This is a genomic window from Corynebacterium sp. H130 (genome assembly GCF_037572395.1).
GTDB lineage: Bacteria > Actinomycetota > Actinomycetes > Mycobacteriales > Mycobacteriaceae > Corynebacterium.
In genome coordinates this window covers 397,253-418,724 of record NZ_JBBHLA010000002.1, presented here as the reverse complement: position 1 = coordinate 418,724, position 21,472 = coordinate 397,253, and the positions used below count along the sequence as shown (strand labels likewise).

The 21,472-nt window shown below is 60.1% G+C and carries 23 protein-coding genes and 1 tRNA gene; 16 read left to right on the top strand and 8 right to left on the bottom strand.

What is annotated here, in order from left to right; genetic code table 11:
* Positions 1-112 precede the first annotated feature (112 nt).
* From nth to WG939_RS05645, 4 genes are all read left to right on the top strand, one after another.
* The gene (gene nth, locus WG939_RS05660) at positions 113-841 is read left to right on the top strand and encodes an endonuclease III (protein ID WP_339983546.1); all 729 of its coding nucleotides are present in this window, start codon (positions 113-115) and stop codon (positions 839-841) included.
* Positions 838-1,371, top strand: a complete 534-nt coding sequence (locus tag WG939_RS05655; RefSeq protein WP_339983544.1) for a TlpA family protein disulfide reductase — start codon at positions 838-840, stop codon at positions 1,369-1,371. Before nth ends, WG939_RS05655 begins: the two co-directional genes overlap by 4 nt.
* Complete coding sequence (locus tag WG939_RS05650) at positions 1,368-2,051, top strand: NUDIX hydrolase (RefSeq protein ID WP_339983542.1); 684 nt, start codon at positions 1,368-1,370, stop codon at positions 2,049-2,051. The genes WG939_RS05655 and WG939_RS05650 overlap by 4 nt, the downstream gene beginning before the upstream one ends.
* Positions 2,052-2,122: 71 nt before the next feature.
* Positions 2,123-3,304, top strand: coding sequence for a MarP family serine protease (locus WG939_RS05645; RefSeq protein ID WP_339983760.1), 1,182 nt, complete (start codon positions 2,123-2,125; stop codon positions 3,302-3,304).
* Here the strand turns inward: WG939_RS05645 and WG939_RS05640 are convergent.
* The 3 genes from WG939_RS05640 to WG939_RS05630 form a co-directional block, all read right to left on the bottom strand.
* On the bottom strand, positions 3,283-3,978 hold the full coding sequence (locus WG939_RS05640) for an alpha/beta fold hydrolase (protein ID WP_339983541.1): 696 nt from the start codon (positions 3,976-3,978) through the stop codon (positions 3,283-3,285). The genes WG939_RS05645 and WG939_RS05640 overlap by 22 nt on opposite strands.
* Positions 3,962-4,468: a phage holin family protein gene (locus tag WG939_RS05635; protein ID WP_339983539.1), complete on the bottom strand. Its 507-nt coding sequence runs from the start codon at positions 4,466-4,468 to the stop codon at positions 3,962-3,964. Before WG939_RS05635 ends, WG939_RS05640 begins: the two co-directional genes overlap by 17 nt.
* 167 nt (positions 4,469-4,635) lie before the next feature.
* Positions 4,636-5,460 carry an HAD family hydrolase gene (locus WG939_RS05630; RefSeq protein ID WP_339983537.1) on the bottom strand — a complete coding sequence of 275 codons (825 nt, stop codon included), beginning with the start codon at positions 5,458-5,460 and terminating at the stop codon, positions 4,636-4,638.
* Positions 5,461-5,743: 283 nt separating this feature from the next.
* Between WG939_RS05630 and ssd the strand changes: the two genes are divergently transcribed.
* From ssd to WG939_RS05595, 7 genes are all read left to right on the top strand, one after another.
* Positions 5,744-6,808 carry a septum site-determining protein Ssd gene (gene ssd / locus WG939_RS05625; RefSeq protein WP_339983535.1) on the top strand — a complete coding sequence of 355 codons (1,065 nt, stop codon included), beginning with the start codon at positions 5,744-5,746 and terminating at the stop codon, positions 6,806-6,808.
* Positions 6,808-7,905 carry a TadA family conjugal transfer-associated ATPase gene (locus WG939_RS05620; protein ID WP_339983533.1) on the top strand — a complete coding sequence of 366 codons (1,098 nt, stop codon included), beginning with the start codon at positions 6,808-6,810 and terminating at the stop codon, positions 7,903-7,905. Before ssd ends, WG939_RS05620 begins: the two co-directional genes overlap by 1 nt.
* 74 nt (positions 7,906-7,979) lie before the next feature.
* A complete protein-coding gene (locus tag WG939_RS05615) occupies positions 7,980-8,675 on the top strand; it encodes a type II secretion system F family protein (protein WP_339983531.1) in 696 nt (231 codons plus the stop codon).
* Positions 8,672-9,217, top strand: a complete 546-nt coding sequence (locus WG939_RS05610; RefSeq protein ID WP_339983529.1) for a type II secretion system F family protein — start codon at positions 8,672-8,674, stop codon at positions 9,215-9,217. The genes WG939_RS05615 and WG939_RS05610 overlap by 4 nt, the downstream gene beginning before the upstream one ends.
* Before the next feature lie 9 nt (positions 9,218-9,226).
* Positions 9,227-9,400: a DUF4244 domain-containing protein gene (locus WG939_RS05605; protein ID WP_339983527.1), complete on the top strand. Its 174-nt coding sequence runs from the start codon at positions 9,227-9,229 to the stop codon at positions 9,398-9,400.
* Positions 9,375-9,704 (top strand): hypothetical protein, encoded by a 330-nt coding sequence (locus tag WG939_RS05600; protein ID WP_339983525.1) that lies wholly within the window; start codon positions 9,375-9,377, stop codon positions 9,702-9,704. The genes WG939_RS05605 and WG939_RS05600 overlap by 26 nt, the downstream gene beginning before the upstream one ends.
* Positions 9,694-10,014: an Rv3654c family TadE-like protein gene (locus WG939_RS05595; protein WP_339983523.1), complete on the top strand. Its 321-nt coding sequence runs from the start codon at positions 9,694-9,696 to the stop codon at positions 10,012-10,014. The genes WG939_RS05600 and WG939_RS05595 overlap by 11 nt, the downstream gene beginning before the upstream one ends.
* Here WG939_RS05595 and WG939_RS05590 read toward each other — a convergent pair.
* A complete protein-coding gene (locus WG939_RS05590) occupies positions 10,011-12,368 on the bottom strand; it encodes a DEAD/DEAH box helicase (RefSeq protein ID WP_339983521.1) in 2,358 nt (785 codons plus the stop codon). The two genes, WG939_RS05595 and WG939_RS05590, sit on opposite strands and share 4 nt — an antisense overlap.
* Positions 12,369-12,638: 270 nt before the next feature.
* On the opposite strand from WG939_RS05590, the gene cspE reads away from it, so the two are divergent.
* Positions 12,639-12,842 carry a transcription antiterminator/RNA stability regulator CspE gene (gene cspE, locus WG939_RS05585; RefSeq protein WP_339983519.1) on the top strand — a complete coding sequence of 68 codons (204 nt, stop codon included), beginning with the start codon at positions 12,639-12,641 and terminating at the stop codon, positions 12,840-12,842.
* Positions 12,843-13,163: 321 nt separating this feature from the next.
* On the top strand, positions 13,164-16,094 hold the full coding sequence (gene topA, locus WG939_RS05580) for a type I DNA topoisomerase (RefSeq protein ID WP_339983517.1): 2,931 nt from the start codon (positions 13,164-13,166) through the stop codon (positions 16,092-16,094).
* Here the strand turns inward: topA and WG939_RS05575 are convergent.
* The gene (locus tag WG939_RS05575) at positions 16,066-17,046 is read right to left on the bottom strand and encodes a DUF5692 family protein (protein ID WP_339983515.1); all 981 of its coding nucleotides are present in this window, start codon (positions 17,044-17,046) and stop codon (positions 16,066-16,068) included. The genes topA and WG939_RS05575 overlap by 29 nt on opposite strands.
* 133 nt (positions 17,047-17,179) lie before the next feature.
* On the opposite strand from WG939_RS05575, the gene WG939_RS05570 reads away from it, so the two are divergent.
* Positions 17,180-17,734, top strand: a complete 555-nt coding sequence (locus WG939_RS05570; protein WP_339983513.1) for a TetR-like C-terminal domain-containing protein — start codon at positions 17,180-17,182, stop codon at positions 17,732-17,734.
* A 70-nt stretch (positions 17,735-17,804) separates the two neighbouring features.
* Here WG939_RS05570 and WG939_RS05565 read toward each other — a convergent pair whose 3' ends face one another.
* From WG939_RS05565 to WG939_RS05555, 3 genes are all read right to left on the bottom strand, one after another.
* Positions 17,805-18,050, bottom strand: a complete 246-nt coding sequence (locus tag WG939_RS05565) for a hypothetical protein (protein ID WP_339983511.1) — start codon at positions 18,048-18,050, stop codon at positions 17,805-17,807.
* 10 nt (positions 18,051-18,060) lie between these two features.
* Positions 18,061-18,354 carry a hypothetical protein gene (locus tag WG939_RS05560; RefSeq protein ID WP_339983510.1) on the bottom strand — a complete coding sequence of 98 codons (294 nt, stop codon included), beginning with the start codon at positions 18,352-18,354 and terminating at the stop codon, positions 18,061-18,063.
* Between the two features lie 137 nt (positions 18,355-18,491).
* Positions 18,492-20,018: an adenylate/guanylate cyclase domain-containing protein gene (locus WG939_RS05555; RefSeq protein WP_339983508.1), complete on the bottom strand. Its 1,527-nt coding sequence runs from the start codon at positions 20,016-20,018 to the stop codon at positions 18,492-18,494.
* A gap of 39 nt (positions 20,019-20,057) precedes the next feature.
* On the opposite strand from WG939_RS05555, the gene WG939_RS05550 reads away from it, so the two are divergent.
* Both WG939_RS05550 and WG939_RS05545 read left to right on the top strand, forming a co-directional pair.
* Entirely contained in the window at positions 20,058-21,284 is a 1,227-nt protein-coding gene (locus WG939_RS05550; RefSeq protein ID WP_339983506.1) for a DNA polymerase III subunit delta', read from the top strand.
* Between the two features lie 65 nt (positions 21,285-21,349).
* Positions 21,350-21,422: transfer RNA gene (locus WG939_RS05545), tRNA-Thr, on the top strand.
* Positions 21,423-21,472: the final 50 nt, after the last annotated feature.

The window sequence follows — 21,472 nt, the reverse complement described above, 5'->3', positions numbered from 1 at the left end:
TTTTCGGGTGGAGAAGACTTCAAACTTTTCCATCTGAACAGCGAACACCGCGATGACGATTGGTGCCGCGACAGCAATAAGTACGCTCATGGCTTCAGACTATACTTTGCTCATGTCCGAAACTCCCCTTGCCCGGAAGCGTCGCGCCCGAAAGATCAATCGGATGCTCGCGCAGTGCTATCCGAACGCTCGCGCGGAACTCGACTTCACCACACCTCTGGAACTGCTCATCGCAACCGTGCTGTCCGCACAGACGACGGACGTGCGGGTCAACCAGGTCACGCCAGCTCTGTTCAAGCGCTATCCGACCGCTGCGGACTACGCCCACGCCAACTTGGACGAACTCGAGCAATACATCAAGCCGACTGGTTTCTACCGCAACAAAGCCAAAGCCCTCATCGGCATCGGGCAGGCCCTCGAAGAAAAGCACGGGGGAGAGGTGCCTGCCCGGCTAGAAGACCTGGTCAAGTTGCCCGGCGTCGGGCGCAAAACCGCCAACGTGGTGCTTGGCAACGCCTTCGACGTGCCGGGACTCACCGTTGATACGCATTTCGGTCGTCTGGTGGGGCGCCTTGGGCTGACGGAGGAAACGGATCCTGTGGTCGTCGAAAAGCGCATTGCTGAGCTCATCGAGCCGGCAGAGTGGACGATGGTGTCGCACCGCCTGATTTTTCATGGTCGGCGAGTGTGCCACAGCCGAAAGGCGGCGTGCGGCGCGTGTTTTGTGGCTAAGCTGTGCCCTAGTTTCGGCAGCGCCGGCCCGGCGGACTTCGTCGAGGCGGAGAAGTTGGTGAAGGGACCGGAGCGAGAGCACCTGCTGCAGATGCTGGAGGAGAAATGACGAAAACAGGCCTGTGGTCGATCGTGGCGAGCCTCGTCATTGTGCTGGGGCTCATCGCCGTGGTGCCAAAAATGCTGGCAGGGCCGGAAACTCCCGAAGACACTGACGTCGCTGTGGCAGCACGCCCGGACTGCCCGGCAACGCACATCCAACTGCCGTGCCTGGGCGGCAACACCGTGGAGGGGCCGCAAAAGCCGACCGTGGTCAACGTGTGGGCATGGTGGTGCGGACCGTGCCGCGAAGAGCTCCCGCTTTTCGACGCCCTCGCAGCCGAACACCCGGAGTGGAACGTAATCGGTGTCCACGCTGACCTCAATGCGTCCAATGGCGCATCCTTCCTCAACGGGATGAACCTGCAGCTACCGAGCCTGCAGGACGACGGGGGTCGCTTTGCAGGGGAATACGGGCTGCCTGGGGTCGTGCCGATCACCGTGGTCTTTGATGCCGAAGGCAACCTGAAGAAGAGCTTCCCCGCAGTATTTGGATCTGGTGCTGAGCTGGAGGAGGCTGTCCAAGGAGCGCTCCAGTGACGCTTTCGGGATTCAATACTGCGTTACGGCCACTTGACGCGCCTGACTGGCTCCGACCGCTCGTTTCGAGCGCCAAAGATGGCAGCATGCTCAGCGGGCTTGGCCTCGAGGATTTTCCCTCCTACAAGCGGTCGGCGGTGCTCATGCTGCTCGCAGGTACCGGCCTGGAGGATGCAACCGTGCTCCTCACACACCGAACTCCAACGATGCGCTCACATTCCGGGCAGGTCGCCTTTCCCGGTGGACGGATTGACCCGGAGGACCGCGGTCCAGTCGACTGCGCCTTGCGGGAGGCGTGGGAGGAAACGGGCTTAGACAGACGCACCGTTGTCCCTCTTGCGCAGCTTGACCCCGTTGGGATTCGCGCTACTGGGAACCCAGTGGTTCCCATCTTGGGCTATTGGACGGAACCTAAAGCCTTGGATATCGTCAGCCCGCTGGAAAATGACGACATCTTTCAGGCGCCACTTCACGATCTAATCAATCCTGCCAATCGTTTTACAGTGCGAAAAGGACAGTGGACCGGGCCGGCTTTCTGGCACCGCGGGTACGTGGTCTGGGGTTTTACCGGCGGACTGATATCTGCGATGATTCGGGCAGCGGGGTGGGAACAGCCCTGGTCTGCAATGCAAATTGATCTCGAAACCGCGTTGCGAGGTTCGCGAAACGGCGAAATGTGAGACCGTAGAAGAGTTAAGGACTTTTAAGCTCTAAAAGGAGATTCGTGGCCGAGCTGACCCACAATCCAGGCGTGATCGTCGACATCATCCTCGCGATCGCGCTCATCGGCGCACTATTTGCTGGTTGGCGTCAGGGCGCACTCGCGTCAGTGCTATCCACCGTGGGCGTCGTGATTGGTTTGTTCGCCGGCGCCGCGCTGGCGCCTTGGGTGATGGGCTACACGGAAAGCACCGCCTTCCGCTTCCTGCTGGCCCTGGCCACCGTTGTCCTTCTCATCGGCATCGGCAACATGCTCGGAGCCTACGTCGGCAGCAGCATGCGCCACGGCATGCGACGCAAGTCCACCCAACGAGTCGACTCCATGATCGGCTCGGTATTCCAAGTGATCACCACGCTCATCGTGGCGTGGCTCATCGCCATCCCGCTGGTCACAGCCACCCCGGCCACCGTGTCCCAAGGCCTGCGGTCCTCCCAAATCCTGCATGGCGTCGACCGATTCGCACCAGGCCCAATGCGCCAGCTGCCGAACCAAATCTCGGCGATGCTCAACGAATCCGGCCTGCCACCACTGCTCTCGCCATTCGAGGAAGCACGACGAGTAGAAGTGGCCGCGCCACGCATCGAGCTGGAGCGGCCGGAGGTCGTCGAAAAGCTCAGGCCCGCAGTCGTCCACGTGACTGGCCAGGCCGACAAGTGTCGTCACCTGCTGTCCGGAACGGGGTTCGTCTTTGACGAGGACTACGTGCTGACCAACGCGCACGTCGTGGCGGGAACGGAAACGGTGAAGCTGGACACCATGATGGGAGTTCGGGAAGCGACCGTCGTCTTCTATGACCCGCGAGTCGACATCGCAGTGCTGCACGCCCCAGACCTCGGTATCACGCCATTGCAATGGGCCGACACCCCAGCCGAGCCGGGCGACGACGCCATCGTGATGGGCTACCCCGGCTCCGGACCATTCACCGCCACCAGCGCCCGCATCCGCGAAATCATCACCATCAACGGGCCGGACATTTACGCCAAGGATCGCCTCGACCGCGAGGCCTACACCCTGCGTGGCAGCGTTCGCCAAGGTAACTCGGGCGGTCCGCTTACCGACGCCGACGGGCACGTCATCGGCATGATCTTCGGCGCAGCGGCAGACAACACCGACACTGGATACGCGCTGACCAAGAAGCAAATCCAAACCACGATTGGCGATTACCACGCGCTATCACGGTCCGTGGACACTCAAGAGTGCGTGGTCAAGTAGGTCGCGAGGTCTGGGTAGCGCGTGCCGGTGACATAGGTGACCGGCGCATCGATTGTGGTGGACCACTTCACCGGCAGCGGCCGTAAGGGCAGCTTCGCATGCCTGGTGCGCGGCCCGGCAGTGCCACCAATCTGATAGGAAAGCGCGCGCAGCTTGAGTGTCTCCGGGTCTGCGTCTGGCAGGGATCGCTTTGCCACCAGCTCTGGGAATTTCGGGGCTGCGTAGGCGAGGGCGACACGGGTGGTATTGGGCCGCGAAATGGCGTCTACCAGGTACAAGGATCGCACGCGTTCCGGGTAGTTGGCGGCGAGAGCCGTCGCTAAGCGAGCCGACGTGCCCGCAGCGACGATGGTGGCGCGACCATGCCCGAGCGTGCGGATCATGCCAGAGATGTCACCGACGCCATGGCGCAAGGAATAACCCATCGGGGGCTTGTCAGACTGGGCGAAGCCACGAGCCGACATGGCGGCGACATGAAAATCAGGGGAAAGGGGTTCGAAGAGGAAACGGAAATCGAACCATCCGCCCAGGGCATCATGCAAAAATAACACGAGTGGTGCGCGGGGATCCCCGGCGACAGCGGCGTGAAGCCGTGTGCCACGGGTGTGCACCAACTCGTGTGAAAAAGGTCCCGGGATTGCCAGGACCGAAGGAGATTTAGGAGTAGAGGCCACGATTCTTCGCGCCGAGCTTCTCCTGAGCCTTGCCAGGAACCAGGTTCTTCATCTCCTGGACAGACTCGATGGTCTTTTCAGGCTTCTTAACCTGCTTGACCTTCTTCAAGCCGATGAAAGCGAAGATACCGGCGAGAGCCAGCATGATCAGGAAGACGATCAGGAAGGCAGCCCAACGCTGTACCCACAGGTCAAGCAGCTCGGCAAGGAAGAAGAAAAAGAAGAAAGAGCTGTAAAGAGCAATGGTGCCCGCGACACCGAACATGCCGCCACCGATCGCGCCCTTCTTAGCGCTAGCGGTGAGCTCGGTCTTTGCCAGCTCCAGCTCTGCGCGGAACAGGCTGGACATTTGAGCGGTGGCATCGCTCACGAGGTCACCGATGGAGCCCTGGCCGGCAGCGCGGCTATCAACATCAGAAAGCGGGATCGAGTTCACCCGTGGGGCGAACTGGTCGTCGCCTGCGGTGTAGAGCCCCTTGGCATTGCTCACGGTATTCCTCCAAATGCGTTTAACTAAAGCGTTCTTTAGCAATCGTGCCACGAAAATCGCTGCTGTGCTAACAACACTGCCATTCTAACCCGCTTGCCAAGCCTGGCTGAACCCGATCGAGATGGAGAAATGGGGCTATTGTTGCAGCTTGGCAACAACTTGTCGCGCTAGCTCTTTTTCTTGTTTTTCAGCGCCCAGAACCCGCCAGCAGTCAGAGCAGCGACAGCCACGAACACACCGGTACCGATGGAGACTTCCTTGGTACTAGGGACGGTAAAGAGTGGAACGGGGTTGCGGAAGGACTTGATTTCCCAGTCGTTGGCCAGCGCTGCACGTCGCAGGGCGCGGTCTGGGTTCACCGCAACGGCGTTGCCCACTGTTTCCAGCATCGGGATGTCGGTGGCGGAGTCAGAATAGGCGAAGCTGCGATCAAGGTCGTAGCCACGCTCCTGCGCAAGGCGTTTAATCTCTTCGGCCTTCGCCGGTCCCTTTGCATAAAAGAGCACTTCGCCGGTCAGAACACCATCTTTGGTGGCAAGCTCTGTGGCCACGATGTGGTGTACGCCGAGCTCCTTCGCGATAGGCGTGACCAGTTCCGTCGCTGACGCGGAGATGATGATGACATCGTGACCCAAGTTCTGATGGAAGCGAATCAGGTCGCGTGCTTCTTGGTAAATAGCAGGAGAGACAACGTTCTTCATGGTCTCCTCGGCAATTTGACGTACCTGCTCAAGTTCCCAACCTGCGATCATGGCGGTGAGCTGATCCCTGGTGCGATCCATTTGCTCGCCGGAGTGCCCGGCCAAGATATAGGTTGCCTGCGCCAAGGACATCTGGAGCGCAGCCTTAGGTGAGATCAGGCCACTGCTCATGAACTCTCGGCCGAAGGCATAAGCGGAGCTCGTGGCAATGATCGTCTTGTCAAGGTCGAAGAAAGCGGCCACTTTAGGCAGCTGAAGTTCGACATGGGCCCGGTCTGCTCGTGTGCTCACGGTTCTCCAGTCTAGACGAATGCCAGCACTGGAAAATTTCTTTTCTTGCGCCATTGAGTCTCAAAAATGGCCGTGTATAATGATCCGTGCAAGGCCCCGATATACCGAGTGGCCAGCCCCGGCACGATCCCCCCCCTGTTGTCGGGTAAGAAAATAGACGGTCCGCGCACACCCCCCCCCGAGGCGCGGGCCGTCGTTTTTTGTGCGGAAAACCAAGTTATCCACAAGAGTCGTTGAAACGTGCGCAAAAAGTGGGGTTATCCACAGGCCTTTAAGGTGCCCCTTGGCAAGAGGAATGCTTCTCGGCATCCTCATGGCCATGAAGAACAGCATTGTCGTAAGCGTGGGAGATCCACTGCTCCATCCCGAAGCCATGCATATTGTGGCCGCCGCAGGGCAACAGGTCATTGACATCTCCGATCCAGCTGAGCTTCGTCGCATAGCAGTCAGATGCAAGGCCGTGGTCGTCGATAAGCACATGGCTGCGGAGCTTGGTGGGGCGCTGGGGCACCCGCGCGTGCTGTTCGTGGCTGGCGATCCGGGTCCGATCGATTGGCAGCGCGCCTTTGCCGTCGGGGCCTCGGAAGGCTTCGTCATCCCTGCGCAGGCACCGGAGCTGCTACGCGCGGTAGGGGAGAGTGCGGTGCCGATGCAGCGATCCGGGCGGAGCATCGCCATCCTCGGGGCCAGCGGGGGCTGTGGTGCGAGTACGTTGGCGGTGGCGCTCGCGAGGGAGCTCGGCAATGGGGCAGTGCTGCTCGACGCTGATCCGTACTCCGGTGGGATCGACCTGCTCCTAGGGGCTGAACATCTCACCGGCGCCAGGTGGAATGACCTAAGTTTCAGTGCGGGAGCTGTTGATGGTCATGATCTCCAAGCCGCGTTGCCGCAGGAAAAGGGAGTAAGTTTCCTTACTTCGGCGCGCAGCAAGGGCAGTTTGGAGGCCTTGAGCGGTGCCGAGGTGCGGGTTGCCATCGATTCTTTGGCCAATTGCACGGTAGTTGTCGATGCCTCGCTGCGTCTGCCTGGCTGGGAAGAAGCTCTCTTGGGCGTCGACTGCGTCGCCGTCGTCATTCCCGCGGAGTTGCGCGCTGTGTCAGCTGCGCAGCACATCTCCGCGCAGGTGGCCTCGCTGCAAGGCGTGCGCCAAGTGGGGGTTGTTCGGCATCGCAGTTGGTCGGGGCTGAGCGTTGCTGAGGTGGAGCGTCTCAGCGGGATGGATGTGGTTACCGAGATTCCGCATGCCGCGTCGCTGGTGAAGCGGTCCGAAATGCATGGCTTATCGACGTGCCCAGGCGCGCTCAAATCAGCAGTCCGTGCGCTTACAGCCGAAATGGGGCGCGGCTGATGGATCTCATTTCCAAGGTGCAGCTGCGCATTGCACAACAGTTCGGGGCCATGGACAATGCGCCTGCCGAGGACATTGCGCAAGTGGTGCGGGAAGAAGCCGGAGTCATCAGTGACTTGGAACTGATTAATATCCTGCGGAAGCTGCGACAAAACTCATCGGGGGCCGGGGTGCTCGATACCATCCTGGCAGTCCCGGGTGTCACGGATGTGCTGGTCAACGGGCCCGACTCCGTCTGGTTTGACAGGGGTGACGGGCTGGAGCGCGCCGAACTTTCCTTTGATGACGACGCCGAGGTCCGCCAACTCGCAGTTCGCCTCGCGGTCGCCTGTGGTCGCAGACTCGATGATGCTCAGCCCTTCGTCGACGGACGCCTCCTACGAGAGGACGGGGCAAGTATTCGCATCCACGCGATCATCCCTCCCCTCAGCGATGGCGGGACCTGCATCTCCCTCCGAGTGCTCCGTCAAGCTGCGACAACACTCGACAGGCTGGAGGAGCTAGGCACAATCTGTGCCCACAGCAAAGAGATCTTGCGGACCATCATTCATGACAAGCACTCCTTTCTTGTAGCCGGTGGCACCGGTTCGGGCAAAACCACGCTGCTGGCAGCAATGCTGGCTGAAGTTCCTACTACCGAGCGCATCGTCTGCATCGAAGACACCGCCGAGCTCAAGCCTCCGCACCCCCACGTGGTTTCGCTCGTGGCGAGGTCCCGGAATGTGGAGGGCAAAGGGGCAGTCAGCATGGCCGACCTTTTGAAGCAGGCGCTCCGGATGCGCCCGGATCGCATCGTGCTCGGGGAGATCCGCGGGGCCGAAGTGGTCGATCTGTTGGCAGCGCTCAACACGGGGCACGAAGGCGGGGCTGGCACCGTCCATGCGAACTCGGTGGCTGAGGTCCCTGCGCGCATGGAGGCCTTAGCGATGCTTGGTGGGATGCAGCCGGATGCCCTGCGCACCCAGCTTCAGGCCGCGGTTTCGTATGTAGTCATGATGCAGCGAACTCGGCAGGGACGGAAAGTATCTGCGATAGCCGGATTTTCAAGATGTGAAACAAAGATCATATGGTCCGCAAATGATGGAGTGCATATATGATTGCGGTGTTTTGCGCAGCTAGCGCCCTTCTAGTTGGATCTCCTGCTTCGCCTCGGGGACGAATTGCTGACTCGGTGAGTACAAGTCGGCTGCTTTATCTTGCCGGGCTGATTCCGGCTGCAATTGTCCTCGCGAAGGGCGCAGCGGTGGCCATCTCGGCGCTCATGGTGACCGGACTTTTGGTGTGGAAACTGACCTCGATGCACCGGCGAGCAAGAGTTCGAGAAGCAGCAGAAGACACCGCGAACTTGGTGGGCAGCCTCGCCAGCGACCTACGCGCTGGGGCGACTCCCCACGAAGCAATGAAGCATGCAGCGATGGATTCCCCAGAACGACTCCGCGAGCTGTGTACTGTGGCCACCCACCGATCCTCCGCTGGGGTATCGCCCGCGGTCGTGCTTATCGACGCCCCGGAGCCCTACGGCGACCTACGGGACGTCGGAAAGCTATGGAGCGTCGCAGACTCTAGGGGCATTGCATTGGCTGGTCTGCTCGAACATATGCAGCACCGCATCGATACGCGACTGCGTCACGCCCGAGCCACGCAGGCAGCATTGCAAGGGCCACAAGCTACGGCGGTCATCCTGTCCGCGCTACCGCTAGCCGGGATCGGAATGGGAATAGCGATGGGCGCTGACCCTGTGGGATTCCTGACCGGAACGCCTCTCGGCGGAATGCTTCTAGCCGTCGGTACTGCGCTTGGCTGTGCGGGTTTCCTGTGGGTCGACCGCATAGTAGCCAGCGCCATCAATGATGGGGGAGCCCGATGATCAGCCTCGTTTTTGCAGCTCTAGGTATGTGGATATCGCAACCAGCGCCACTGAAGAACAGAATCAACGAAGAAACCAATGCCGCATTGCGGGCCAGAGACGGACCGCCTGCAGCGCTGGACTGCGCCGCCGATATCGAACTGTTTGCAGCGTGCCTAGCGTCCGGAGTGACCCCGGCGATGGCAGCCGAAGCTGTTGCTGAAGTCAGCCGGGTTCCATCGACGCCGTGGCGCAGCGTAGCCGCGATGCTCAGCCTCGGAGCGCCACCCGCTGCTGCATGGAATCCCATGGTCGGCGTACCAGCGCTGCAGGAACTAGCGCGGGTGTCAACGCACTCGCATAGTTCGGGAAGTTCGCTGGTTAATTCGTGCGAAAGAATTGCCCGCGATGTTCGTTCCCGCACTGCGGAGGAAGCAACCGCTGCTGCCGAACGAGCCGGAGTGTTCATCGCGCTTCCGCTGGCGATCTGTTTCTTGCCTGCCTTCATTGTCCTCGGGCTTTTGCCCATCATCATCACTCTCGCTACCCAACATTTCACCTAAGGAGAAATCATGTTCCGTACCTTCATCCGCGACGACCAAGGCATGTCGACAATCGAATATGCCATGGGCTCGATCGGCGCAGCAGCTCTCGCCGGCGCGCTGTACCTGGTGGTGAAAAGCCAGCAGGTCTCGCAGGCCCTCCAAGGAATCTTGAGCAGTGCTCTGGCCAGCGTCCCTGCCTGACCAACTGGACGACGACCAAGGCTCAGTCACCATCGAAGCTGCCTTCGGGCTCGCTGGTCTCGTTAGCGTCACTGGCCTAGCACTTAGTGCAATGTCGGTGCTGGCTCTGTACATTTCCGCCATCGATATGGCCGGCGCCGCTGCCCGGGCCCACGCCCTGGGGGAGCACTACCAGCCAGAACGTGGGACTGTTGTGTACTCCACCAATGCTGCCTGGGCAAAAGCCACCGTGCGCATCGATGCGCCCTTCCGCGACATCGTTGCGAGCGCGACCTATCCCGTGGAGATCGTGTATGCGCCTTGACGACGACACAGGCAACGTCACCATCACGGCTGCCGGCGCGATATCAGCGGTAGTGGCTCTCGTAGTCCTTGTGGGGACCTTCGGTAAAGGGATGATCGATACCCATCAAGCGCGAGTGGCAGCCGAGCTGGCTGCGGTGGCAGCTGCCCATTCCCAATTCCATCAGGAGCCAGACCCTTGCGGGGTGGCGAACCAGGTCAGTAGCAGAAATGGAGGTGAAGTTATCCAGTGTGACCTAGTGGAGGCGGACGTCATCGTCACGGTCCGGGTTGATTCGGTGTCGGCAGCCTCCCGCGCCGGTCCGATCTAGCCCATCAAGGAAACCAGTGACCCGAGAAGCGTGATGGCGCCAGCCTTGTTCAAAGGCTGGTTGCCGTTCCCGCACTTCGGGGATTGGATGCAGGATGGACAGCCACTTTCGCAGGAACACGATCTGACGGTGTCAAAAGTGGCGGTGATCCACTCTTGGAAGCGTTCGAACCCGCAGTCGGCGAAGCCCGCACCACCGGGGTGGCCGTCGTAGACGAACACCGTAGGAAGCCCGGTATCAGGGTGCTGAGCAGTGGATACGCCGCCGATGTCCCACCGGTCGCAGGTGGCGAGCAGTGGCAACATCCCGATCGCTGCGTGCTCTGCTGCATGCAAAGTGCCGGGTAGGTCCGCTGCAGAAATACCCATTGCGGTGAGCGCAAGGGGATCCGCTGTGTACGCCACGGCCCGGGTGGTCAGGGATTGCTTTGGCATGTTCAGGGCCACGGAATCTAAGACTGTGCCGTCGGCAAGCTTGGTGATGTACGACGTGACCTGGGTGGTGACCTCCACGTCCACGGCGGCGACCCACACCCCACCGCCAAGATCTTTGAGCTGTCCGGGCCCCGGATCGCCCACAATGCGGATATCCGTAGTGCTTCGGGCAAAAGTGGTGTGCTCCGGGGTGTCGGGGCGGGCGAGGGCGACGCGATCGATGAGATCGAGTTCGTCGATGATGAAAGTTTCGCCTTGGTGCATGTACACCGCGCCGGGGTGGACTTGTGAAGGTGCGCGCTCGGCGTCGATCGTGCCCAACAGCCTGCCGGTGGTGGATTCGACGATGATGATTTCCCGCTCTGATGACCCTCGCAAACTCACCAATTGATGTGCGGTATCTGGGGTTAAATCCGATTCTTCAAAAGGCTCCACCGCGAAATATCCCTGCGGGCGCTTGCGGAGCAACCCTTCCGCCACCAACTGCTCGACCACTGGTTCCGCGTGCCATTGTGTAATGTCTGCACTGGTCAGAGCGCGTTCCACCGCAGCGCAATACACGTGGCTGCGCAGCACAAACGGGTTCGCCGGGTTAAAGACGATCCGCTCCACCGGCTTGCTCAGCAGCGCCTCCGGGTGGTGCAGCAAATAGTTATCCATCGGCTCATCTCGGCCCACGAACACCACGAGCGAACCCTGCCCGCGACGACCCGCGCGGCCTGCCTGCTGCCAAAACGAAGCAATCGTTCCCGGGAAACCAGCAGTGACCACCGCGTCAAGGCCTCCCACGTCAATCCCGAGCTCCAGGGCATTGGTGGTGGCGACGCCGAGGAGGGTGCCGTCGTCAAGCATGCGTTCCAACCTGCGCCGATCCTCCGGCAGGTAGCCCGCCCGGTAGGAGGCGACGCGCCGCGCGAAATCGGGGCGTCCCAGCAAGGTGAGTTCCTCGGCGGCGCGCAGAGCCACAATTTCGGCGCCGCGCCGGGAACGCACAAAAGTGAGAGTTCGGGCGCCCTCGCTGATGGCTGCCGCCATGATGTCCGCGGATTCCGTGGTTGCCGCGCGCCGAACGGGAGCGCCGTTCTCGCCCTCGGCACCCTCGATGAAACCGGGCTCCCACAGCAAAACGGTTCGTACCCCGGTCGGAGCACCGTCCTCGGTCACCTCGGCGCAGGGGGAACCGATCAAACGGCCGGCGTGCTCAGCGGGATCGGTGGCCGTGGCTGAGGCCAGAATGAAGACCGGGTCGCTGCCATAATGCCTGGCCAGCCGAGTAAGTCGGCGAATCACCATGGCGACGTGCGCCCCAAACACACCTCGGTAGGTGTGGCACTCATCGATAACCACAAACTTCAGGTGGCGCAGCAGCCTGCCCCAGCGGGCATGATTGCCGAGCAGAGAAGCGTGCACCATGTCGGGATTGGAGAAGATGAAACGAGACTCGTCCCTAATGCCGGAACGTGCATCGGCGGGTGTGTCGCCGTCATAGGGAGCAGGCCCAATGCTGCGAAGCTCGGGAATGTCCCTAGTCATGCGCAGCACATTGCTCAGCTGATCGCTGCCGAGCGCCTTAGTCGGCGTTAAATACAGTGCGCACGCGGTGGGATCGGCCTGCAAAGCGCTAAGGATCGGCAGCAAATAACCCAGCGACTTGCCACTCGACGTGCCCGTTGCGACCACGACGTTCCTGCCTGCCCGCGCATGCTCAGCGACGGCCACCTGGTGCGAATACGGTTGGCGGATCCCCTGCTCCTCCAAGTAATTCCGTAGCGGAGGGAATACCCACTCAGGCCAAGGGGCATAGCTGGCTGGTCGTGCAGGGATGGTTTCCATGTGCGTACATGTGGACTGCGGAAACCTGCGCTGCACGAATTCTGCAATCTCCATGCCGACGGTTGGAAAACCTGAATTTGAAGCCATGAACCAACCTTATGTGAAAATTATTTCCGCACCCTGACCAGGGTATATATAAATAATTTTAGAATGGGGCTATCGCTCCACAAAAATTCGTGACACACTGGGACTCGGTCGCAGCTTTTCCAAGTGCAGTGTTACATAGCGCTCGCAGAGGATTTTGTTTGATTGCGAGCGCTCGAGTCTTTTGAAAGAAGGGTCCGAGAGTTCCAACGGCCCGGTACTTCCAGAAATATTGAAAGTACTGCTTCGTTTCAAAAGAAATAAGGTTTTATTATGGCACAGGGAACTGTGAAGTGGTTCAACGCTGAAAAGGGCTTTGGTTTCATCGCTCCAGCTGACGGATCTGCAGACGTATTCGTTCACTACTCCGAGATTCAGGGCAACGGCTTCCGTACCCTCGAAGAGAACCAGCAGGTCGAGTTCGAGATCGGTGAAGGCGCAAAGGGCCCACAGGCTCAGAACGTCACCGCTGTCTAAGACTTCCTGAAAACCCGGTCGCTTCCTTTTTTGAAAAAGGGGTGGCCGGGTTTTTGCGTGCGCAGGGGTTTGTATGGGCAGGTTTGTGTACTCCCGATGTAGTACTACTACATTTCTCGGGTCAAAATGAGCCAAAAATAGCTCATTTTCGTAGTAGTACTACATCGGGAGTACACACAAGAACAGCCGACGGGCTCAAAATTCAGTAGCGCAAAATGAGAGAATTTCAACATTTGCAGCCCCTGTGCGTAGTAGAGCTATATATAACTGTGTACGGTAGTCAGTTAAACGCACACATGTAATGACAGAAAGTTGGCGTAAGTGGCAGATTCGAGTGCTGGCGTGAAGCGACTGGTGATCGTGGAGTCCGCGACGAAGGCGAAGAAAATCCAGCCCTACCTGGGCAAGGATTACATCGTCGAAGCGTCCGTGGGACACATTCGCGATCTTCCGCGTGGCGCAGCGGATGTTCCAGCCAAGTACAAGAAGGAGTCCTGGGCACGCCTCGGCGTGGACACGGACCACGGTTTTGCCCCGCTTTATGTTGTTAGCGCTGACAAAAAGAAGAAGGTCGCCGACCTGAAGGCGAAGCTCAAGGACGTCGACGAGCTTTTCCTCGCCACAGACCCCGACCGTGAAGGTGAAGCCATCGCATGGCACCTGCTCGAGGTGCTGAAGCCGAAGGTGCCGGTCAAGCGCATGGTGTTTAACGAGATCACCAAGCCAGCAATTTTGGCCGCCGCGGAAAACACCCGTGAACTGGATGAAAACCTGGTGGATGCGCAGGAAACTCGCCGCATCCTGGACCGACTCTACGGCTACGAGGTTTCCCCGGTGCTCTGGAAGAAGGTCATGCCACGTCTGTCTGCGGGACGTGTGCAGTCCGTGGCAACGCGCGTGATCGTGGAACGCGAACGCGAGCGCATGGCATTCAAGTCCGCCAACTACTGGGATCTCACCGCCGAACTCAAGACCGACAAAACCGCTACCCCAGAGAACCCGAACGAGTTTGTGGCCCGCCTGGTGGCCGTCGATAAGCAGCGTGTGGCGCAGGGCCGCGACTTCACCGACCGTGGCGAGCTCAAGGGCAAGGACGTTGTCGTGCTCGATGAGGCGCGCGCACAGCAGCTTGCCGACGCCCTGACCGGCGCGTCGATGAGCGTTGCCGGGGTGGAGGAGAAGCCTTACACCCGTCGCCCATACCCACCGTTCATGACCTCTACGCTGCAGCAAGAGGCAGGGCGCAAGCTGCACTACACCTCCGAGCGCACCATGCGTATCGCGCAGCGACTGTACGAAAACGGCCACATTACCTACATGCGTACCGACTCCACCACGCTGAGCCAGTCCGGTATTCAGGCTGCGCGCCAGCAGGCGCGAGAGCTGTACGGCGACAAGTTCGTGGCTGATGCGCCGCGTCAGTACAACCGCAAGGTGAAGAACTCGCAGGAAGCTCACGAGGCAATCCGACCTGCAGGTGAAACCTTCGCGACCCCTGGACAGCTGCACGGCCAGCTCGACGCCGAGGAATTCAAGCTCTACGAACTCATTTGGCAGCGCACCGTCGCCTCCCAGATGGCTGACGCACGTGGTACGTCCATGAAGGTCACCATCGCGGGCACCGCCAAGTCCGGCGAAGAGGTTGAATTCGCCGCGACCGGCCGCACCATCACGTTCCCGGGCTTCCTCAAGGCCTATGTGGAGACGTCCATGCTGGAAGACGGCCGCAACGTGGCCGACAACGCCGAAAAACGCCTGCCGGTACTGACCAAGGGCGATGCGCTTGCTGCCGACAAGGTTGAGGCCGAGGGACACTCCACCAACCCGCCGGCGCGCTACACGGAAGCATCCCTGGTGAAGAAGATGGAAGACCTGGGCATTGGTCGTCCTTCCACATACGCAAGCATCATCAAGACGATCCAGGACCGTGGCTACGTTTTCTCTCGCGGCAATGCGCTGGTCCCATCGTGGGTAGCCTTCGCCGTGGTCGGCCTCCTGGAGCAAAACTTCAGCTCCCTCGTCGACTACGACTTCACCTCCTCCATGGAAGATGAGCTCGATGAGATCGCAGCGGGCAACGAGGATCGCACCCAGTGGCTCACCGGCTTCTACTTCGGCAACGCGGAGGCCCGCGACAACATGGCTGACTCCATCGCCCGTCTCGGTGGCCTGAAGTCCCTGGTCGGTGACAACCTGGAGCAAATCGACGCCCGCGAGGTCAACTCCCTCAAGCTGTTTACCGACTCCGAAGGCCGCGACATCGTGGTCCGCGTCGGACGCTACGGCCCATACCTCGAGCGCGTTGTTGGCCACACCGCCGAAGGCGAGCCGGAATACCAGCGCGCCAACCTGCCTGAATCCACCACCCCGGACGAGCTCTCCCTTGAGGCTGCAGAGAAGCTCTTTGCCATCCCGCAAGGTGGCCGTGAGCTGGGCGTCAACCCCGCCAATGGCCGCATGATTGTGGCGAAGGACGGCCGCTACGGCCCATACGTCACCGAGATGGTCACCGACGAAGAGAAGGCCTCGGTTGAATCCAAGGCCGAGGAGATCGTCGCCGAGGAACGCGCAGCCGAGGACGCGCAGCGCAAAGCCGAAGGCAAGCGTGCCAAGAACTGGGAAACCAAGACCGCAGCCACCCAGAAGGAAAAGCGCATCGCCCAGATCATCGAGGAAACCCTCAAGCCGGGCACCGCGTCACTGTTCTCCACCATGGAACCCGCCACTGTCACGCTTGACGACGCGCTTCGACTGCTCTCCCTGCCGCGCGAAGTCGGTGTTGACCCATCTGACGGAATGGTCATCACCGCACAAAACGGCCGCTACGGCCCATACCTGCGCAAGGGCGATGACTCCCGCACTTTGGCAAACGAAGAGCAGATCTTCACCGTCTCCCTGGAGGAAGCGCGTCGGATCTACTCCGAGCCTAAGCGCCGTGGCCGCGCAGCAACGCCTGCTGCGCCACTGAAGGTTCTCGGAAACAACGACGTGTCTGGCAAGCCAATGCAGGTCAAGGACGGTCGTTTCGGCCCATACGTCACCGATGGCACCACGAACGCGTCGCTACGCAAGGGTGACAGCCCGGAGACCATGACCGACGCCCGCGCCAACGAGCTGCTCTCCGAACGTCGCGCCAAGGAGGCTGCAAACCCAGCTCCGGCAAAGAAGGCAACCAAGAAGAGGGCCGCCAAGAAGGCGGCCAAGAAAACGGTAAAGCAGACCACTAAGCGCGTGGTGAAGGCGCGGCGCTAATCTCCGTTGCTTCAAAGGACGCTGGCACTGCGATGTTGGACATGAAGACATCGTGGTGCGCGTCGAGGTGGGCGTACAGCTCGTCGCGAAGCAGGTTCTTCTTGCGGGTGACGGCGGTGTAGATCTGGTAGCCGAACACAGCGATATTCGCTGCCAACGCGATGAAGGACACGATGAACAGGGCCTTCGGATCGTGGGATGCTTCGACGGAGAACCGTGAGGACGTGACGAAGCTTGGCACAGCCATGGTGAACATCATCCAGAAGGCCAGCGTATGGGCGCGGTGCTGCAGCCAGGCGCCCTTCTTGATAAAGAACGCTGGGATTGTGCAGGAAATCAAGAGCGCGGCACCTGCGTAAAAGGAGTGGTCGCCGACGCAGTTGTATACGTACGCGAAATTCCACAGGTCGTAGGCAATGATCCAGAACCACAGCATGTCTGGCCAGATCATGTCCTTGGACGGATCTCGGGAGATGATGATGCCGGTCCAGCCGCAAATCGTGATGAGGTTGAGCAGGCCAGCGATGCCATTCATGTAGTTCCACGAACCGGAGACCATGAACACGCCGTCGACCATGCCGTTTGCGTTCATCGCGCCGACTTCGAAGTCACGGATACAGGCTTCCAAAATGTTCAAGCCAAGGATGAACGGTGGGAAGCACAGCGCCCACTTGTTCGCTGCGAGCTTCGGGTGGTAGCGCAGCGCCATGAAGCCGAGGCAGCCGGCGAGGGCGGAGTAAACCTTGACCCAGTGGAACCAGGTGCCCGTCGATGAGCCAGCCCCCGCGGTGTGAGGCCAGACGAAAATGGTGAGTGCAATCGGCAGTGCGATGAACAAGGCCCAGCCTGCGTAGCGCGATCGACGGGAAATTTCATTGAGGCCGATCAGTGCGCCGAGGACAGCGAACCAGGCGAGCCAGGAATACCAAGGGATGGTTGCGAAGAGGAACATGATGATCTCCTTGTCGGACGGGGCGCTTGCCTCGTAACCCATCCTTCAAGGAAAGCGCCTTGGTACTTTTCAGCCTATTGGTCATAAAAAGCCCTGTACATAGACACTTTTAGTGTTGTGTAAAGTGGCGATTATGGAAGCACGTGAGGCCTTGGCTGCAGCGCTCAAAAGTGAGTTGACGACCACCGAGCTCTCCCGAATCACTGTCGCTCGTCTGGCAGCTCGGGCCGGAGTCACTCGCCAAGCGTTCTACTATCATTTCGACGACGTTTACGATGCTGCCGCGTGGCTCTTCCAAGAAGAAGTCGCGCGTCACATCCTCGCGCACGCACGCTACGACGCGTGGGCTGCCGGATTCGAGCAGCTCATGACCTACATGTTCACCCACCGTGACCAAGTCCAAGCGATTCTAAAATCGCTCACAATGCCCAAAACCGAGGTGTTCTTCTTCAAAGCGCTGCGCGAAATGATGAGCGCCATCGTGACCGAGCTTGCCGACGGCCATTGCTTGCAACCAGTTGACCGGGACTTCATCATTGACCACTACACCCTGGCGGTGGTCGGACACCTGATGCACTGGATCGCCACCGGAATGCGTGAAGACCCGGCACAACTAGCGCACCGGGTCGAATATGTCATGCGTGGCCACGTGGCCGAATCGATTGAGCGTTATAGCTCGGATTCTTAACCCCACTCCACCAGGGGAGGCGGGATGAATGTGAAGGTGAAGAGCATTGCGAGCTCTTCATGTGTGGCATCTAGTTTGAGGTGTAGATGAAGTTTTCGTCGCCCATGAGAGTGTCCGTGGATTGTGGGGCGATGTAGGCGAGGAATGGGGAAAAGATGGTCTGGAGGATGTCCCACTGCTGGTAGCCGTTCTTCCAGAGGTTGTGGACGATCTCCTTGGTGTTTGTGGAAAGTGGGACCTCAATGTCACGAGCCTGAGCGGCAGGTGCGGACAAGAGGACGATGGTGGCAGTGGTTGCCGCGATGAGACGCTTCATGTGTTTTCTCCTAAGGGTTAAAGATGTTCAGGACCTGGTTGATGGACATGAAAGTCCAGTGATACAGGGAAACCAAGCTGGCCTGGAACGCTCCAAAGGCGCCAGCGCCAATGGCGTCAACGATGTTGCTTGGGAATGGCTGGTTCGTCAGGTTCCACTGCATGTTGCTGGAGACGTTCGCCCATTCCTCGGAAGACAGCTGCGCTGCTTCGGAGGAATTCTGGGCGGTGAAGCCCGCGTGCGCAGCTGGAGCAGCGGACAATGCGAGGGCCAGGGTGAGGGTGGAAACGATGGTCTTGCGCAAGTAAAACTCCTAAAGGTGAGGCGTGGAGGGCTTACACCTTTAGGATCGCGACCTACCGAAACTGTCGTTAACTGAAATCCAGCATCGTTACCGAGCTGTGATTTAAGTTGCATATTGCTGACGGGTCAACAAGCTGACTATGAGCGATCCGCGAGCGTTGGTCGAATTGGCCGTGCCAGCTGAGTTAGCTCACCACGTCCACGCAGCTCAACGGACTTTAGTACTGTCCAGCGTGCCTGTTCGGCCTCGTTAGCGCCACGAAGCGTGGACACGGAAGTGAGAACGCGCCCTGGGGCATCCTTAGCAAGCTCGGTGAGGCGAGCAGCCTGATTTACAGCGTCACCGATCACCGTGTACTCGAAACGATCATGGCCGCCGATGTGTCCCGCAACAACGTGGCCGGACGCCACACCGATGCCACATTTCAGTGGCATGTCTTTCAGCTCCGTGCGTAGTTCACGGGCTGCGGCAAGGGCGAGGCCTGGGGCGTCGGCAAGCGGGAGCGGTGCGCCGAAGATCGCAAGCGCAGCGTCGCCCTGGAACTTGTTGATCACGCCCTTGTGGCGGTGCACGACTGAGACGACCTTCTCGAAGAACTCGTTGAGGGCAGCGACCACTTCTTCTGGGGTGTGGTTGACGGCGAAAGTGGTGGAGCCGATGACGTCGACGAAGAGGACGGCCACCATGCGGTCCTCGCCGCCCAGGGTTGGGCGCTCTTCCATGGCGCGACGAGCAACCTCGGTGCCTACGTAGCGGCCGAAGAGGTCGCGGACGCGCTGGCGTTCGCGGAGGCCGCGCATCATCTCATTGAAGCCGGCCTGAAGGACGCCGATCTCGGAGCCGTCGTAGATATCGACGGCCACCTCCGTCTCGCCACGGCGAACACGGTTGATAGCGTGCTGAAGCTCGTGGATTGGGTCAACCACGCTCATAATGACCAAAGTTTGAGCAGCAAACCCCGTTAGTAACGCTGTTATACCAAGGGCCAAAACTGCAGGGAACAGATCCTCTGCGTCATTGGTGAAGTAGCCGTAGTGATGCCCTGCTACTAAGAGGCAAATGCCAACCAGCGGGATAGCCGAGGTGACAACCCACGTTGCGCGAAGGCGCTGGGTAACGGGCGGTTCCAGGGTAGAATCCTCAAACCGCTGAGCTAGGGCTTCGGCAGCAATCGGGCGGACGATGCGCTCTGCTTCAAGGTAGGTGAGGAACACGACCACAGAGCCGCCAAGCAGCGACACCAAACCCAGAACTAGCGCCAGTCGCGAGTCATGCGTTGCTGCCATCGACGTGACAATCACAATGCCGATCAGCCACAGCACCGCGCACAGTACGGCCTGATATACCGGGATGCGCATGACAAGATTGCGCACCATGTTCGGGTCGTGATCCGAGGGGGAATGCTGCCACGCCAGCACCGGACGAAACAGCATGAAGGTAAGCAACGCGCCAACAAGGGCGCCACCGATCAGATAACCCGCACCCACTGTGGGCAGCGGGCCACTCGCGTGCATGAACGCGTCCTTGGCTGGCATCGGAATGAGCCAGTTGAAAAACAGCATCGTCGCGATAGCGCCCACCACATTCGATAAGAAAATGGAGGCAGCGTACAGCGGCCAGGAGGTCTTCCACAGCCACTTCACGATCTGCACAAAACGAGTCATGCTCATTACTTTAACCGTCCGCAATATAGGGTGGGTGGGGTGAGCGAAAATTCAGTGTTTGATCGCCTGGCCGGATCGGCCAGTTTGCGGCGCACGCTTATCGACGCCGCCACCGCCGCCCGCCACATCGCTGCAGGTGCGGGTGCGGAAACCGGTGTTGAGGCTGCCGCGATGACTCACTCATGGCTGTTTACCGGCCCTCCGGGCTCGGGACGATCCAACGCTGCGATTGCTTTTGCTGCCGCCCTCATGTGCACCGGCCCGACCCCTGGCTGTGGTCAGTGTGAAAACTGCCGTGCCGTCCTCGCAGGCTCGCACCCCGACCTTGTGCATGTGGTGCCAACGGAGCTCACCATCGGCGTCGACCTCATGCGCGAAAAGGTTGTCGGACCAGCGCTTGCCCTCCCAACCCACGCGGATTGGCGCGTCATCGTCATCGAGGATGCCGACAGGCTTTCCGACGGCGCAGCAAACGCCCTCCTTAAGACCGTAGAAGAACCATCGCCACGCACCGTGATCATGCTGTGTGCACCGTCGACCGATCGCCGGGATATCTCGATCACGCTGCGCTCCCGCTGCCGTCACGTGTACGTGCCTACCCCTTCCCTTGAGGACGCGACCAGGATTCTCATGGCAGAAGGAGGCCTGACTGAGGACGTCGCAAAGCTCGCTGCGGCAGCGACCTCGGGGCACATTGGCCGGGCGCGGCACCTCGCGCGTTCGGAGGATGCTCAGCGTAGGCGTGCCCAGGTGTTGCACCTTGCCGAGCTGATTTATCACAAGGAGGCGGCTTTCCAGGAAGTCGCTGCGCTGGTGAAGACGGTCGAGGATGAGGTCAAGGCTGAGTATGCGCCGATTGAAGAGGCGGAAATCGAGAAGGTGCGCGAGTCCTTTGGTGCTGGCGTCAAGGGCAAGGGTGCGGCCCGCATGACTAAGGGGATGGAAACCGAGGTCAAGGCGCTGGAGGCTGTGCACAAGAAGCGGCAGACTCGTGCGCGTCGTGACGCCTTCGATCTCGCACTCATCGACCTCGCGGGGCTTTATCGAGACGCGCTGATGAAGGCATCGGGGGCAACCGTGCAGCTCACGCACCCTGATTTCGATGGTCTCTCGGGAGACCTTGCCGCGAAAAACGACACGGCAGCGTTGACGGACTGCCTTGAGGCGATCAACAAGTGCCGCGAATCCTTCGGGTACAACGTGCGCCCAGTGGTGGCGCTCTCCGGTCTGGTGGGGCGCTTGCGTAAGGCATGCAAGGTGCAATGACATGCGGTTTTATTTCTTTATTGGCAGTGCGCTAAACTAATCTCTCGATGCATTTTGCGCATCGTGCCGCCTTAGCTCAGTCGGTAGAGCATTTCACTCGTAATGAAAAGGTCGCGAGTTCGATTCTCGCAGGCGGCTCAAACGAACCGGCCCAGTCAACTGGGTCGGTTTTTTCGTGTTTGGGTGAA

Bases quoted from the DNA above. Each gene is read 5' to 3' on its own strand.
- WG939_RS05655 (WP_339983544.1), top strand. From the start codon at position 838: ATGACGAAAACAGGCCTGTGGTCGATCGTGGCGAGCCTCGTCATTGTG.
- WG939_RS05620 (WP_339983533.1), top strand. From the start codon at position 6,808: ATGGATCTCATTTCCAAGGTGCAGCTGCGCATTGCACAACAGTTCGGG.
- WG939_RS05605 (WP_339983527.1), top strand. From the start codon at position 9,227: ATGTTCCGTACCTTCATCCGCGACGACCAAGGCATGTCGACAATCGAA.
- WG939_RS05610 (WP_339983529.1), top strand. From the start codon at position 8,672: ATGATCAGCCTCGTTTTTGCAGCTCTAGGTATGTGGATATCGCAACCA.
- nth (WP_339983546.1), top strand. From the start codon at position 113: ATGTCCGAAACTCCCCTTGCCCGGAAGCGTCGCGCCCGAAAGATCAAT.
- WG939_RS05565 (WP_339983511.1), bottom strand. From the start codon at position 18,050: ATGAAGCGTCTCATCGCGGCAACCACTGCCACCATCGTCCTCTTGTCC.
- WG939_RS05555 (WP_339983508.1), bottom strand. From the start codon at position 20,018: ATGACTCGTTTTGTGCAGATCGTGAAGTGGCTGTGGAAGACCTCCTGG.
- WG939_RS05595 (WP_339983523.1), top strand. From the start codon at position 9,694: ATGCGCCTTGACGACGACACAGGCAACGTCACCATCACGGCTGCCGGC.
- cspE (WP_339983519.1), top strand. From the start codon at position 12,639: ATGGCACAGGGAACTGTGAAGTGGTTCAACGCTGAAAAGGGCTTTGGT.
- WG939_RS05590 (WP_339983521.1), bottom strand. From the start codon at position 12,368: ATGGCTTCAAATTCAGGTTTTCCAACCGTCGGCATGGAGATTGCAGAA.
- WG939_RS05570 (WP_339983513.1), top strand. From the start codon at position 17,180: ATGGAAGCACGTGAGGCCTTGGCTGCAGCGCTCAAAAGTGAGTTGACG.
- WG939_RS05575 (WP_339983515.1), bottom strand. From the start codon at position 17,046: ATGTTCCTCTTCGCAACCATCCCTTGGTATTCCTGGCTCGCCTGGTTC.